The following is a 15,061-nucleotide window of genomic DNA, read 5'->3' on the forward strand; positions in this document are numbered from 1 at the left end:
TTCAGATTGCCAGCGCGCCGGTCGCTTTTTCAACAAGGCGCGCCATTGATCGGGTGGATCCGAATGGCCAGATATCACCACCGATCGTATAGACCTGTTTGGCAGCAACCATCGGCAGAACAGGCCAGATGGCGCTTTGGCTAAGCTCATCAGGCACCGCTTCACCGAGCATCAGCAGTTTGATATCGCCGTTCAGCGAGGCCAGTTCCTCAAGTCCAATTGTCGTAAAGCCGAACGGCTGAGTGCCGAAATCGGCACCGATCGAGAACCCGGCTTTTGTGAGCGTCTTCATGATCAGAGAATTGGAGGTGAAAATCCGCAACCGGGCAACCCCAGGCAGCGGCTGCGCAACGATGAGCTTGACGGAATCGCGGTTTCTTCGTTGAACAGCAGCAAGCCGCTCTTCAAATGACTGCCATTCGGCCTCCCCGAGCGCCGCACGTTCGATGGCTGTTGCAAGCGTTGAAAGATCGCGTTTTGTGGCCGCATAGAAATCTGCGGCATCGGTGCCGGCATCCAGGAGAAGCGTCGGCGCGATTGTTTTCAATCGAGCCGCAATGGTCGCATGGCGCAATGCGGAGGTCACGATCAGATCCGGTTTCAGGCGCATCAGCGCCTCAAGGCTCGGTTGCTGACGCCCCCCAACATCGATGGTGCCACCAAGCGCTTCATTGCCGATCCCCACCCATTGCCTGTAGCCAGCCAGATCAGCCACGCCCGAGGGAACAAGCCCCAATGACAGAACCATTTCTGTCTCCGCCCATTCGAGGCTAACAATTTTGCGGGGTACGTGCGCAGAACTGACGCGCGTGAGCGCGGCCAAAGCCGCACCCACCACAAAGCTTCGACGCGATAAGGCTGCTACCATCGAACACTCGTCGTTGCCACAACGGATCGGCCTTGGCCAAAATAGCACTGGCTGGTTGAATTGCACCCCGCCACATATTTCTTGTCGCCAAGATTATAGGCGTTGACCTGCAAGCGATAGTTTCCGAGATCGTAACGCAGGAACGCGTCAAAGAGTGTATAGGATGGCACGTAGAAAGTGTTGAGCGTGTCGCCCGCCGTCTTGCCGATACGACGCACCCCGCCACCAACAACCAGAGTGCCATCCACGCTGTCTGGCAAAGGCATGTCATAGCTTACAAAAAGCGACTGCTGGTTCTTTGGAACCGTGTAAGGCAGTTTGCCGATCTGAGCCGGATTCTGGCTCTCACTGACTTCCGGATCCTGGAAGCTCAATCCGCCAGTCACGTTCAACCGGTTCCACAGCCTTGCTGTTCCTTCCAGTTCGACACCACGAACACGCACTTCATCGGTTTGGTAATAAATGCCGGAGATACGATTGACGACATTTTGCTGTTCGGCTTCAAATGCCGAGAGTGTAACCGAATAATCCTCGCCTTCCGGCGCGTATTTCAGACCGACTTCCTTCAATGTGCCTGTTGTCGGCTTCAACGGCGTGTCCGCCAGAGTAAGTGTGGGCAGGAACGAGGTCGAATAGAGGGCATAGGGGACAAAGCCTGAATCGAAAATATAAGCCACACCGACGCGACCGGTGAATTTATCGGGATTCTGGTGGTAATCCACGCTGCGGCCAGTAGACAGCGTCGTCTGCTCGGAATCGATGCGGGCAAAATCCTTGCGTCCACCGAGCGTAACGCGCAGATTTCCCGCTTCGATCTGGTCCTGTACATAAATCCCCGTCTGATACTGCTTTTGCAACAGGCGCGTGGTGGGGGAAAGCTTCACGATGGATTTGTCGTAAGTCGGGTTGAACAGGTCTTGCGAAGGACCACTCGCTAAGGCCGTGTGATTGTCCAATCGCTGCCACTGCTGATCAACACCAAACAGCAATGTATGAGACAATGGCCCGGTATCGAAACGGGATTCCAACTGGGTATCAAAGGCGATTGCGTCCAGTTCCGGCTGGGCGAGGTAATTGGTGCGCGGGATCGTATGACCATTCCAGCCACTCGAGGGCAACACGCCGGTGAACAGGTTGCGGTAGTCGGTCTTCATGTGCGCGTAGCGGAAATTCTGGCGCAGCGTGAAAGTATCATTGAAACGATGTTCAAATGCATATCCGACGTAGCCAATCTCCTTCTTGTAAACGGCATTGCCTGGGTCACCGTCGGAGAAATCACGGGCGATGCTCTGCCCTGACGGGCTCGGCAGGACACTGCCATAAGCCGGAATGATGACACCGGCCTGGCCCATATCGTCCTTGAGATAGCCGCCCGATACGATCAGGCTGGTCTCTGCATCGGGACGCCATGCGAGGCTTGGATTGATCGCAAAGCGATTATTCTTGCCAAAATCATAGGAGGTATCGCTGTCGCGGAACATGCCATTGAGGCGATAGGTCAACCGCGGATCATTATTGATCGATCCGGTGGTGTCGAAGCCCAGTTCCTTGCGTCCGAAGCTGCCACCGCGCAGATAGACCTCGTGCGCCGCGTCAGCCCGCGGCTGTTTGCTGACCATATTGACGATGCCGCCAACATTACTCTGACCAAACAAGGCTGAACTTGGGCCGCGCAGAATTTCGACACTTTCAAGCGAATAGGGTTCAACGACGAAGCCGGAGTAACCGCCCGACTGGCTCGCAATCTGCGGAATGCGCAAGCCGTCGAGATAAAGATCTGCGGGGAAACCGCGAACGGTAAAATAATCAGAGCGCACATCGGCACCGTAACGCTGCGCGTTCACATTGGCGCTGTAAAGCATCGCTTCACTCACCGACTGAACGGCTCTGTCATCCATATTATCCCGGGTTACCACAGAAATTGATTGCGGGACTTCACGAAGCGACACATCGCTTTTGGTGGCGGCGCGGCTATAGTCAGCGATATAGCCCTTCGCAGGCGTGCGCGGGCCGGCGCCTCCGCTTGTCTGAACCTCAATGGTATTAAGTTGGATAGCACCCGCTTCCTGAGCCATCATTGGCTCGGCCGCTGCAAGGGTAGCCACCCCTGCCAGGAGCATCGCCTTGAAGAACGCCTGTAAAGAGAAACAATTTGTGTTGTGATTTGTATTTCGATCGCGGGCAGCGGCGCCACTCGTATTCAATTCGGCTCTCCTGGGCGTTCTTCAAGCCAACGAGATATATCCCGCTGACGATTAAGACCGCAGGCTGTGGCTGTCAGTTTTGATGTTGCGCAATCGTGGAATTCAGAATAATTCTAAATTACACACGCATATCAATGCGTTGCGGGTCAGAATATATTCATCATCCCTTGTTGAGTCAGGCCAAACTCGGTTGCAATCGGGTCAGAATTCTGCAATTTCCAACAAATATGACATTTTCAGTCAAATTGGGCCAAATGGACAATACAACGCGACCAAAGCATGCCATTGATTATCAGGACATCCAGCGACCGCTCGCTGTGATGCATCGTGAATATTCAGTAAGTACGAACTTTGGCTGGCACAGCCATCGGCGTGGGCAGCTTCTGTTGGGAAATAGCGGCTACATGACGGCGATGACGGAAGAAGGCGCGTTCATGCTGCCCAGCGGCTATGCAATTCTCATTGCTCCCGACCTCCCGCATGCGGTGCAAACATTCGGCGAAACCAGAATGCATTCCGTCTATCTGGAGGAAAGCACTTTAAGGGGCTTGTGGGGGCCAACACGAGTTCTGAAAGTTTCGGCGCTTCTTGATGCAAGCATACAAGCGCTTGCCAATGAACCCGTGCTCTACGATGAAAACGGCAGAGGACACCATCTTTGCGCGCTTATTCTTGATGAGATTCGCAATGCCGGTCCACAACCATATACGGTTCCGCTCCCTTCCGAAAAACAGCTGCGCAAACTCTGCCGGGATCTGCTCGATAATCCGGGTGATAATCGCACTATCGATGATTGGACTGATAAGGTCGGTATGAGCCGTCGGACGATGACGCGCAAATTTCGATACGAAACCGGCATGAGTTTCATCGAATGGCGACAACGATTGCGGGCCTCCCATGTCATGCGTCGGATTGCTGAGGGTGTACCACTCGCTGTCGCAGGGCGGGAAGCGGGATATGAGAGCCTGTCAACATTGCGCAAACTCCTCAGAACCTGGGCACTTTGAGCTTTTGCACAATAGCTCAACTCAGGCGCATTTCAGCCAGATCACGCTCGCCAAACCTATCGCTATGCGGCAGGGCGCGGCCTCGCACCTTGAAACCGAAGCGCCGTAAGGCCCATCGTGCCTTTAACGCGCGAAAAATGCCTTCTCGCTGCAGTTTCCATGAACGTCAGCATGCACCTGATCGATATTTTCAGCTCTGACGAGCCTGCAGCATATCTGCTATGGCTGCTGTCAACGCTTCTGATCTCGCGCGATCCTTGCCGCCTTCAAACGCTGTGTTTTGGCGTCGATCACGTTTTTTTCCTGGATCAGGATCGCCTTGGCCGTCTTGTCGGTTGCGGCCTTCTGCGTTTCCATCCGAGATAGAACAGGTTTGAAAAGCGTGTTCTTGGACTGTTGTTTCATCAATTCCCTGATCTCCTGTTTCACGAATTGTATTGCGAACGCGCACGGCTCTTTAAGCAACCCACGCCACCGCACTGCAAGACGTTAGACCGCTTCGACCAATCGCTGAAAATTGCTTGCTCGGGATTTGGACACCGGCTGGTTGCCGGTTGGATAAAGCGAAGAATTTCCTCAATCTTGGAGAGGGCGTCGTTCAAGACCGGACGATTTGATGGCCTATGCAATTAAACATCCCTATTCACGATCGGATAACTTCGTTTAGCAGCAAATAAAAAAGGCCGAGCGTGCACTCGACCCTTTAGACGCGATCCTCAGATTCAATGCCAGTACATCCGTGGTCAATGAACAGAAGAAAACTGCGTTACGCAGCCTGAAGATTACAAGCCGACATCTTACCAGACTTACGATCCTGCTCGACATCATAAGTCAACTTCTGGCCTTCTGTCAGTGAAAACAAGCCCGAACGCTCAACCGCCGAGATGTGAACGAACGTATCCGCTCCGCCGTTGTCAGGCTGAATGAAGCCGAAGCCTTTTGTAGAATTGAACCATTTAACTGTTCCGGTGTTCATGATGAACCCTTTCGTAAGATTACACATGACGGCACGACAATGCGTGGCGTAAATTGATACGATTTTTAAAAAGGGGGTTCGTTCAGCGCACCGTGCTAAATGTGCAATAAGCAAAAACTCTTCAACAAAATATCGATGCGCCCCTTATAATAATTCCCCTTGAAATTGTCAAATCAAATTCTAGAGATATTTTAATGAGCGAGTATTTTTCTCAATAAAATCTTTACATACCGAGAAATATTGCTGGAAATTCTATAAAATGATTGACCACAATATTTATGGATCGGTTTCGATTGGTTTGATGAATTTGATCTATGCCGCGGTCGGCCGCGCCAATCTGAAAAAGTTGCGGTTGTAGCAGTCATGGCTGTCAGTCCGAAATAATTGTGGTTGCCGACCCAGACCGAGCGAAGCGAGACCGACCAGAATGACAGTCGACAGGACCAGACCGTTGGGTTCGCGCCGCCTAGCGCGGCCCATTTCCTCAATAGTGAAGACAATCCTGGCAAGCAGCGTATTTGATGCGCGGCCGATCCGTGCCGATTGCAGATTGATCGGTGCGCCGCACCGGAAGACGAGCCCTCCTTTCAAAGTCGCGGCGACATTCACATGACTTTGCAACGACGGACCTAAGGGACCTGCTGGTCGGATTTACGCATGTCGACTTTCGATGAATTTGAGGACCGGCTTGCATCGTAAATTGATGTCAGCGACGCGATTATTGTGTTGACCCGTCAGCCCAGGCGTCGCGGCGCGCAATCTGACTCAATTTGAAGCTCTTCCCTGTCGCCGATCGGCTGTGCGGATGTCGGATTGACATGGATGAATAATTAGGTTGATATCAATATATAGAGGAAGAGTTTGATGGCGTTTCCTGACCACAAGCTTTGGCGTGGCGGGAAATATCGCGATCATCGCGACGCTGGGCCAGTAGGAAAACCTTGCAGGACGGACTGGGCGGCCAGCCCGGTTATGGATGGTTCTGAATGCGACCGACGCGTCAAATTTCAATGGGAGAGACCCTATGAAGATCGTCACCAGCTTGAGCTTTCAAGGCCAATGCCGGGAAGCATTCGAATTCTATGCCAGGGTTCTGGGCGGAAAGATCACCGCGGCAATGCCCTATGGCGACGGCCCGCCTGACATGCCACTGACCGATGAAAAATACAAAACCTGGCTGATGCATTGCTGGCTTGAGGTCGGCGACCAGGCCCTGATGGGTGCAGACATGGATGTGCAATGGGCACGGAACGTCGATAAGCCAAAAAACGGCTTCGACGTCACGTTGCACACACAGGATAAAGCCGAAGGCCAGCGCTGGTTCGAGCAGCTTTCCGAGGGTGGCAAAGCAGTGATGCCGTTCGGCGAAACCTTCTGGTCGCCCGGCTTCGGCTCGCTTGTCGACCGCTTCGGCATTCCCTGGATGGTGAATACCATTCCGGCACCCGACTGGAAGCCAGCCGAGGGCTGAGCCACAATCAAGCAGTAAAACGCCGTCAGTTGCCGATAGCAACGCTATGGGCGCGTGTTGGCGCGCGTTCTGCTCAGGCTTGCAAGCATGCCGAAAACACGTAGGGGGAATAGCATGCGCATTTCCTATCGTTGGATCATCGTGGCTGTCGGCGGGCTTTTGGGATGTATTGCCGCCGGAGCCATGTTCTCGTTGCCGGTCCTGCTGCGGCCAATCGCACAGGAGACCGGGTGGTCGATCACAGGAATATCCTCGGCAATGACGGTCGGCTTTCTCGCGATGGCGGCGGCAAGTATGATATGGGGCAGCCTCTCCGATCGGTTTGGCCCTCGCCCGGTCGTTGTGACAGGCTCGCTCGTTCTTCCGTTGAGCCTCGCTCTGGCCAGCCAGGCAGGATCTCTTGGCGAATTCCAGCTGGCTTTCGGTCTGCTGGTAGGTGCAGCGACGGCCGCCATCTTCGCGCCGATGATGGCTTGCGTCACCAGCTGGTTCGAAACCCGGCGCGGCCTGGCGGTATCGCTGGTTTCCGCCGGCATGGGCATGGCGCCGATAACCATGGCGCCATGGACGGCATGGCTTGTGACAATGCACGACTGGCGCAACGCCATGTTGATAATTGCAGGCGTTGCGGCCAGTCTGATGATCCCTGCAGCATGTCTGCTGCGCAGCCCGCCAGCGATACTGGATAAAGTCCCGGAAGAAATCGTGGCTGATGCGCTCCAGGTGGATATGTCAGTATCGCAAGCGGTACGATCACCACAATTCATCATTCTGATGCTGGCAAATTTCTTTTGCTGCGCAACGCATTCCGGCCCAATCTTCCACACGGTGAGTTATGCGGTGAGCTGCGGCATCCCGATGATCGCAGCGGTTTCGATTTATAGCGTGGAGGGACTGGCTGGCATGTTTGGTCGTATCGGCTTCGGACTTGCCGGGGACCGGTTCGGCGCCCAGCGTGTATTGGTGATGGGACTTCTCGCCCAGGCCTTTGGCGTGCTCGCCTATGTATTTGTCTCGACGCTTGCGCCCTTTTATGCAGTCGCTGCCCTGGTCGGTTTCATCTATGCCGGCACAATGCCGCTTTACGCCGTGATCATACGGGAGAATTTTCCGTTGAAGATGATGGGTACGATCATCGGGGGTACCGCCATGGCGGGCGGCCTTGGAATGTCGACAGGACCACTTCTGGGTGGGCTGGTCTATGACCGCTTCAATTCCTATGTGCTGATGTATGTCGGTTCATGGGGCATGGGGCTGGCGGCCGTGCTGATCCTGATGACGTTTCGCCCCTTTCCAACACGCCAACCCACCATGGCGCCCATTTTAAGAACGGAATGATCCGGCGCTCGCCCTATTCATCGGCGTCAATCAACTCTCGACAACCAGAGATCATAATTGACAGTCGTGTCGGACAGGGTGCGCTTGATGCCATGCTGGATTATGGCCGCACGGCAAATCACCCGGCAGCATTGGATCTCGGAGACTGTTTGTCATACGCAGCCGCAAAATCGAACGGCCTTAAGCTTCCCTATAAAAGCCATGATTTCTCAAAGAGAGATATGGCTTAGCGCGCAAACGAATAGCAGATTTTCAATGTATAAATTACAATAATAGCAATATTCGCCTCTGAACATAATGGGACACAGCTATACGGCCTCGGCAACCAAAAACAGCTTTTTAGAAGCAATGAAACTATCAGTTGATCCATTGACGAAAAGTTTGCAGCAGAACCGGATTATCCGATCGCGCAGCTGAAGCGGTTTTTGACCGTCGTCAACTGGATGGTAAAAGAGCTTTGGGAGCCGAAGCCTTGAGCGTAAGCGGCGTGCGCGCCGCATGGCGTGCCTGCCTGTCAGCCAATTCGTTGCCGATAACGCCTGCATGGCCCTTGCACCATTCCACCGCCACCTGCGGAAAGCGTTGCAGAAGGTCGTCGAGTTCCCGCCATATCTCCCGATCAGGAATCTTCCGCGGTCTCACATGCTGGTTCGCATTGATCCGCCTCCAGCCATTGCTGCGCCAGATGGCTCGCCGGCGATGGCAGCCCTCCATGACATAAACGGAGTCGGTCCAAAGCGTGACCGTGCGCGCCGGTATGGCCGTGGCGATCCAGCGCATGGCATTGAGGACGGCGAGAACTTCGAAACTGTTGTTGGACAGGCCCGACGCGCTGCCAGACGCAGCATATCGCTCAAAGTCGCCTTCATAGACATTGAATGCCCAGCCGCCGGCACGCGAGGCAATGTCGAAAGAGCCGTCGGTATGGATGTGGTAGTTGCTGTCCATATTGAAGTGATAGCATTGCTTCCTGCGTTGATCGAGCACGTTTCTGTCGTGCACGCCGGGGCAGTGCAGCTCTGTGCTGCGGCCAGATAGGCTCCGCCTTTGTCGATGACTTGTCGAGAACACCGTTGTTGACCATGGCTTTCTTTTAGAAACGACGTGCAGCAGCGAGACTTCGGCGTTTGGAGAGCATGAAATCAAGTGTTTGACCGTCACGATCAACAGCCCGGTACAGCTAAGTCCAGCGTTCTTTGACCTTTATAGAGGGCGCGTCAACACGCCATGAGCCAAGCGTTCGATATTTTTGCTTCTGTGCCTCATCTGCAATCTCTGGCGGGTAACGAACAACCCAATGGTGCACGATTGCATGCTCAACCTCCACACCACGTTCGGCCGTATTTCCAGAAGGTCACGTTAGGACGAGGATAACGAATGGAAAAGAAATCGGCGCAAAGGATGACACTTTCAACAAATGAGCTCCTTCGAAAGGGATGCCAATCAGCAGGTCGTCGCGTGTATTTGTTTGATAGGCCCGCGCCAGTATATCAGTCAGATGTCCGGCAGATAAGATCCGGCAGATAGGATAATGCGCGGTAAGGTGTGGTTGGTTTAGAAGATAGGACCCTAATTTTAGTTGTAAGCGAGATGAACTTATGATCAGATCATAGCGTTCGGATCTTCTTAACGTTAACCGTGAAGCATTACGAAAGGGAATTGCATGGAATTGCTGAATCCCCTTGTCGATCCCGATGCAACATTCATCTCGACGGGCAGATTACCGCCTGCCGATCACGTCAAAAGACTTGTAATTGAAGCACATGAGCGGTTCGGCAGCGTCGGACTTGGCAGCAACTCACAAGTATACCCGGCTCTGGCAAGGGTGTCCGAGCGCCTGTTCGGCATATGTGTGGCCGGTGTCGACGGTCAGCTATTCGCCGTCGGAGATGCCGATTATGAATTCACCATTATGAGCGTTTCCAAGCCATTCATTTTTGCGCTGATCTGCGATTTGATCGGCGCAACAGGTGCCCGTGAGCGGTTGGGCGTAAATGCGACAGGCCACGCTTTCAATTCGCTTGCAGGCATCGAGCGCGACAAGGATGGACGCACCAATCCAATGGTCAATGCCGGAGCGATTGCAACGACAAGTCTAGTCCCGGGAAAGACCGAAGCAGAGAAGTGGCGTTTCATTCAACAAGGACTGTCTCGTTTTGCCGGGCGCGATCTTTCCGTCAATGAAGAGGTCTATGTTTCAGCTTCGGAAACGAATTTCCGCAACCGGAGCATTGCCTGGATGCTGGAAAGCACAGGTCGCATATACAGCAATCCCGTCGAGGCTGTGGAGCTCTACACGCGGCAATGCTCGCTGAACGTGAGTGCCAGAGACCTCGCAGTTATGGGTGCCACCCTGGCGCATGGGGGCGTCAATCCGCTCACAAAGGAACAGGTGGTCAAACCTGATGTCTGTCACTATGCCCTTGCGGTTATGCTCACGGCCGGGCTTTACGAGACGTCAGGAGACTGGCTCTACGAGATCGGGCTACCTGGCAAAAGCGGCATCGGCGGCGGTATTGTCACTGTATCGCCCGGCAAAGGCGGTCTGGGTACCTTCGCCCCTCCGCTCGATGAAGCCGGAAATAGCGTCAGGGGACAACTGACCGCGCAATTTTTGTCGCAGCGGCTTGGGCTCGATCTGCTCATGTCATCACCGGCAAGCTAGAACTGGACTGAATACATTGATCTGGCTGATGGCGAGAGGGGATATCGGCAATGACAGTTTCTACACCCGCTTCACACTCCGAAGAACGCAGTTCTTGGATTCCAATGGTCGCCATCGCTTTCGGTCAGGCGATCATGTCTTTCAATGTTGCCTCCCTACCGGTCGCCTTGGGCGGCATGGTCGAGAGCTTCGGCGTTGCGCCAACGGTCGTGGCTACGGGCATCGTGGCCTATTCGATGATCGTCGCAGGCTTCGTGATGCTTGGTGCCAAACTTGTGCAACGTTTTGGTGCCTTGCAAGTCTTCCGACTGGCCGTCATCCTATTCGGGCTTGCGCAGATCCTGATGACATTTAGCCCCAACGCAACCGCCATGATTGCGGCGCAAGCGCTGTGTGGCTCAGCAGGTGCCGTCATCGTCCCTGCACTCGTTGCCCTGATTGCGGAGAATTACCAGGGCAATCAACAGGCAACCGCGCTCGGGGCCCTCGGCTCTGCGCGCGCTGGTGCCGGCGTCCTGGCCTTCCTGATTGGCGGCGTGCTTGGCACCTATATTGGCTGGCGTCCCGTCTTCGGCATCCTGATTGCTGTATCCGCGCTGGTTCTGGTTCTCAGCTTTCGGCTGAAGCCAGATCGGGGACGACCAGACGTGAAAATCGATATGGTAGGCGTTGTCTTCGCTGCGGCAGCCATCATCTCCATCAGCTTCGGATTCAACAATCTGAACGGCTGGGGACTGATGCTTGCACGCCCGACAGCTCCCTTTGATGTCTTAGGTCTCTCCCCTGCACCGATCCTCATCCTGCTCGGAATTGTCCTGGGACAGGCTTTCTTTCTTTGGACGCGCCGCCGCGAAGCCAATAACAAGACGCCTCTGCTGCCGCTGCAGGTGCTGGATTCACCGCAGGAACGTGCTGCGGTATTCGCCATGTTTGCGGTTGTCGCGCTGGAAGCCGCACTGAATTTCTCGGTGCCGCTTTATATCCAGATCGTCCAGGGACGCTCGCCACTTGCAACTGCCGTCGCCATGCTTCCGTTCAACCTGACGGTCTTCTTCGCAGCAATGCTGATCGTGAGGACCTATGGAAAACTCACACCACGACAGATCGGTCGTTTCGGCTTCGGGCTGTGTGCCGTGGCTCTTATCTGGCTGGCCTTTGTCGTCCGTAACGACTGGAGTTCCGTTCCGGTCCTTTTCGGCCTGATCCTGTTTGGCATCGGACAAGGTTCACTCGTCACGCTTTTATTCAATGTGCTGGTTACCGCATCGCCAAAGGAACTTGCCGGAGATGTCGGTTCCTTGCGAGGAACCACCAACAACCTTGCAGCCGCAGTCGGTACTGCCGTTGCAGGCGCTCTCCTTGTCGGCCTGCTCAGCAGCGCCGTCATGCGGCAACTGGCTCAGAACCCGACCTTGCCGATAGAGATTCAGTCGGAGGTTAATCTCGACAGCATCACCTTCGTCAGCAATGATCAGCTGGAAACTGTCATTAATGCGACATCGGCTAGCCCGGAGCAGAAAGCCGAAGCATTGCGGATCAATACCGAGTCTCGCCTGCTCGCCCTTAAGATCGGCTTCCTCATCATGGCGGGTCTCGCTCTCATATCGATCCTTCCCGCCAGCCGATTGCCAAACTACCGGCCCGGTGAAATCCCCGAGCCATAGACCCTAGCCGATCATGCGCGCGCCGCTATCGACATGTTTTTAGTCGATGACCTCCAGGCTGTTGTGATGGGACATATCGCGGGAACCATATGCAACACAGAAAAATCCTTCGACGAACCATTCGCGCTCCATCTCGCTGTCGTGGAGGACCGGATCACACGACAGCGCCTGGTTGAACAGCCTTTCCGTCGCCGTGACATGTTTGAGGTCAACCGGCGCAAGAGCTCGGTTCTGCATGTCCGCCGGTAAAGAATTCGATCGCCAGTTCGCAAATCGTGGCGTCGAGCGGCGTGCGGCAGGCTTCATCTGGACCCTTCGACGGCAAGCGCAGTCTCTTTGATAGAAATTGATCAATGGGAGCCTGTGGGGATTGCAAAGGCCGCTCCGAAGACCGGATGTCGCCCATTCATTGTGTCCCTATGCGGAAACGACCCGACTATCATTCAACAGCCCCGCTTCCTCCAATATCGGATGCGCGACGGAGACAATATGCGCATTGATGCGTTTGAGATCGCGCAGCATATCGAGATGGATGGAACTTGTCCTCAGGCTCTCGATCCTTCCGTCACGAAGCCTTGCCAGATGTTGTTCGGAGGAAAACTTCTCCATGCGGCGGACTTCGATCTTGATCTCCATCAAACGCTTCGCAAGGTTGAAATCTCGGGTCGCAATAATCGTTTGGGCGGTCCGGAGATTGTCGACCGTCAAATCGAAGAGATGGGTCAGCTCCCCAAATCCGTCCTCTGAAAACGTCAGACCCAATGCGGCTTTCTTGGCCAGGGTCGGCACCAGGCTTTTCTCGATAATGTCACCGATATGTTCCAGATTGACCGCATAATCGATCAACTCTGCGGATCGCCGTTCATTCTCCGTGCTCATTTCCTGGCGACCGAGTTGCGAAAGATACACCTTCACTTCCTGATGTAGAAAATCAACACGCTGTTCGAGCTCTGAAATAGCTGTCGCCGCAGCGGGGTCGCTGTTATGAAATGCCGAAGAGGCGCGCATCAGCATACGCTCGATCAGATCACCGATACCGAGTACCTCGCGGGTAGCGCTCGCCAGCGCCATGACCGGGGTCGTCAGTTGCTGCCCATCAAGAAAGCGCGGGCCTGTCTCATTTTGCTGAGGTTGGGGTACCAGCCGAACCATCAATTTGGAAAACACGCCGGCAAGCGGCCATGCGACCATCGCAAGCGCAATATTGAACACCAGATGGGCATCGACCGGGAGTTTTGCCGGTGACAGCGATAGGTTCGCGGCAAGATCTGCGCCATATTGGGCGAAAGGAAGAGCGATCAGACAACCAACCGCACGAACAATCAGATTGCCCAAAGTAACCCGTCTTGCGGAGGCCTCGCCGCCCAGGGAAGCGATCACCGGTGGCACAGCGCCACCCAGATTGGCGCCAAGAACCAGTACAATGATCAAGGCTTGAGGCAGAACGCCGGTCGTCGCAAGAGACAGGATCAGCACCACGGCCGCCAGACTCGATGATGAAATAACCGCAATTGCCGCAGAAAACAGCAGCGCAACCGGCCAGGCATTGTTCAGCATGGCAATGAAACTTGCCACGGCCGGCGAATGACGCAGCGGCTCCGTCGCCATACTGAGCAGGTGCAATGACAGCAGCATCAGCCCAACACCCATCAGCATGGCGCCAAGGCCGCGCCGGCTGCCTGTCGCCTTCTTTTGTATGACCATGCCGGTGAGGATGAGCAATGGCGACATCCATTCTATTCCGGTGGCGACAATCCACGCCGTGACTGCTGTGCCGACATTAGCGCCCAACAGAACAATCTGTGCCATGCTTTGCTGGATAAAATCGCGTTCCACAAAAGAGGCAACCATCAGTGCAGTTGCAGTGGAACTCTGAAGACCGATCGTCGCGACAAAGCCGGCGAAAAAGGAACGGAGCCGCGTGCTGGTGCCGCGCGCCAGCCCAGCACGCAGACTGGCCCCCAACGCCCGTTGCACCCCATCTTTCACCTGCGTCAGTCCAAACAGCAAAAGTGCAACCGCACCGCACAGGTTGATTATGATTATCGTCGATTCCATAAAACAGCTCCGACAGCCTTCCCCAGACCGTTCGCGCCCATTCGCTCAGCCGATCAGTCTCAATCTCGCCCGATGACAGCCAGGCTCTGCGCGTCAAGCACCGTTTCACCAAACCAGTTCAGGCGACTAACGCAAACATTGCCGCGATCGATCAGGTCATTGTCGTCACCGGCCTGCGCCGCATGCGCGCGTCCGCGCGGGACGATGATCTCTGTCCTGTCCCCTGTCTTCGACAGGATTTCCGCCCGGGTGCCAATCTTATCGCGACCGATACGGGGTTGAACGATTGCCGCGGGCAAAGCGTCCGGCAGATTGACGCTCAACCAGTGTCCTTCCAGGAAAATCGCCTCCCGCTGCGCGACGATCCGGCGGATAAAACCTGCGAGCCATTCGATGTCGCTTTCGGCGTCCGCCGCTTGTTTGACACGTGAGAATCCGATGGCTGGAATACCCCAGAACGTTGCCTCACGCGCGATCCCCAATGTGCCGGAATAAGCGAGATCCTCAGCGACATTGCGACCGTCATTGATCCCGGACAGCACGAGATCCGGCCTCTTCTGTCCGTCAAAAAGCCAGGTCATTGCGGCCACCACACAATCTGCCGGCGTGCCTGAACAGGCGTATCGGCGCTCGGCATGCTCCACCATCGTCAGCGGTCGTCCGATGGTGATCGATGCTCCGGCAGCGGTCCGCTTGCCATCAGGGGCCACCACCCACACATCATCACTCAGGCACCGTGCAGCCTTGATCAGGCGGTCAAGGCCTGGTGCGGCTATGCCATCATCGTTTGCAACAAGAATTCTCATTTCA

Annotated in this window: 13 protein-coding genes and 1 pseudogene; 5 read left to right on the forward strand and 9 right to left on the reverse strand. The window is 55.0% G+C overall.

The window, feature by feature from the left end; genetic code table 11:
* Position 1: 1 nt before the first annotated feature.
* Both ABWV94_RS17285 and ABWV94_RS17290 read right to left on the reverse strand, forming a co-directional pair.
* Positions 2–868, reverse strand: coding sequence for an iron-siderophore ABC transporter substrate-binding protein (locus tag ABWV94_RS17285; protein WP_113497093.1), 867 nt, complete (start codon positions 866–868; stop codon positions 2–4).
* The gene (locus ABWV94_RS17290; RefSeq protein ID WP_113497095.1) at positions 862–3,072 is read right to left on the reverse strand and encodes a TonB-dependent siderophore receptor; all 2,211 of its coding nucleotides are present in this window, start codon (positions 3,070–3,072) and stop codon (positions 862–864) included. Before ABWV94_RS17290 ends, ABWV94_RS17285 begins: the two co-directional genes overlap by 7 nt.
* Positions 3,073–3,392: 320 nt before the next feature.
* Here ABWV94_RS17290 and ABWV94_RS17295 point away from each other — a divergent pair, with 320 nt between their 5' ends.
* Complete coding sequence (locus ABWV94_RS17295; RefSeq protein WP_353414845.1) at positions 3,393–4,079, forward strand: AraC family transcriptional regulator; 687 nt, start codon at positions 3,393–3,395, stop codon at positions 4,077–4,079.
* 231 nt (positions 4,080–4,310) lie between these two features.
* On the opposite strand, the gene ABWV94_RS17300 is transcribed toward ABWV94_RS17295, so the two are convergent.
* Together ABWV94_RS17300 and ABWV94_RS17305 are read right to left on the reverse strand one after the other, a co-directional pair.
* Positions 4,311–4,484, reverse strand: coding sequence for a hypothetical protein (locus ABWV94_RS17300; protein ID WP_353414670.1), 174 nt, complete (start codon positions 4,482–4,484; stop codon positions 4,311–4,313).
* A gap of 361 nt (positions 4,485–4,845) precedes the next feature.
* Positions 4,846–5,055 carry a cold-shock protein gene (locus ABWV94_RS17305; protein ID WP_079211315.1) on the reverse strand — a complete coding sequence of 70 codons (210 nt, stop codon included), beginning with the start codon at positions 5,053–5,055 and terminating at the stop codon, positions 4,846–4,848.
* A 1,024-nt stretch (positions 5,056–6,079) separates the two neighbouring features.
* Between ABWV94_RS17305 and ABWV94_RS17315 the strand changes: the two genes are divergently transcribed.
* Both ABWV94_RS17315 and ABWV94_RS17320 read left to right on the forward strand, forming a co-directional pair.
* Complete coding sequence (locus ABWV94_RS17315) at positions 6,080–6,526, forward strand: VOC family protein (RefSeq protein ID WP_113497099.1); 447 nt, start codon at positions 6,080–6,082, stop codon at positions 6,524–6,526.
* A 114-nt stretch (positions 6,527–6,640) separates the two neighbouring features.
* Positions 6,641–7,864, forward strand: coding sequence for an MFS transporter (locus ABWV94_RS17320; RefSeq protein WP_113497101.1), 1,224 nt, complete (start codon positions 6,641–6,643; stop codon positions 7,862–7,864).
* Between the two features lie 435 nt (positions 7,865–8,299).
* Here the strand turns inward: ABWV94_RS17320 and ABWV94_RS17325 are convergent, their stop codons facing one another.
* Both ABWV94_RS17325 and ABWV94_RS17330 read right to left on the reverse strand, forming a co-directional pair.
* Positions 8,300–8,812, reverse strand: coding sequence for a ribonuclease H family protein (locus ABWV94_RS17325; protein ID WP_113497105.1), 513 nt, complete (start codon positions 8,810–8,812; stop codon positions 8,300–8,302).
* Positions 8,813–8,880: 68 nt separating this feature from the next.
* Positions 8,881–9,308: pseudogene (locus ABWV94_RS17330) on the reverse strand (DDE-type integrase/transposase/recombinase); the annotation flags it as partial.
* A gap of 219 nt (positions 9,309–9,527) precedes the next feature.
* Here ABWV94_RS17330 and glsA point away from each other — a divergent pair.
* Together glsA and ABWV94_RS17340 are read left to right on the forward strand one after the other, a co-directional pair.
* On the forward strand, positions 9,528–10,529 hold the full coding sequence (gene glsA / locus ABWV94_RS17335) for a glutaminase A (protein ID WP_113497107.1): 1,002 nt from the start codon (positions 9,528–9,530) through the stop codon (positions 10,527–10,529).
* 50 nt (positions 10,530–10,579) lie between these two features.
* Entirely contained in the window at positions 10,580–12,193 is a 1,614-nt protein-coding gene (locus ABWV94_RS17340; RefSeq protein WP_353414674.1) for an MFS transporter, read from the forward strand.
* A 39-nt stretch (positions 12,194–12,232) separates the two neighbouring features.
* Here ABWV94_RS17340 and ABWV94_RS17345 read toward each other — a convergent pair whose 3' ends face one another.
* The 3 genes from ABWV94_RS17345 to ABWV94_RS17355 form a co-directional block, all read right to left on the reverse strand.
* Entirely contained in the window at positions 12,233–12,499 is a 267-nt protein-coding gene (locus tag ABWV94_RS17345) for a hypothetical protein (protein WP_353414676.1), read from the reverse strand.
* Positions 12,500–12,610: 111 nt separating this feature from the next.
* Entirely contained in the window at positions 12,611–14,251 is a 1,641-nt protein-coding gene (locus ABWV94_RS17350) for a Na/Pi cotransporter family protein (protein ID WP_113497113.1), read from the reverse strand.
* Positions 14,252–14,310: 59 nt separating this feature from the next.
* Positions 14,311–15,057, reverse strand: a complete 747-nt coding sequence (locus ABWV94_RS17355) for a 5'/3'-nucleotidase SurE (RefSeq protein ID WP_113497115.1) — start codon at positions 15,055–15,057, stop codon at positions 14,311–14,313.
* Between the last annotated feature and the right edge of the window lie 4 nt (positions 15,058–15,061).

Source organism: Brucella sp. NBRC 12953 (genome assembly GCF_040369775.1).
In the GTDB taxonomy this organism is placed as follows: Bacteria; Pseudomonadota; Alphaproteobacteria; order Rhizobiales; family Rhizobiaceae; genus Brucella; species Brucella pseudogrignonensis.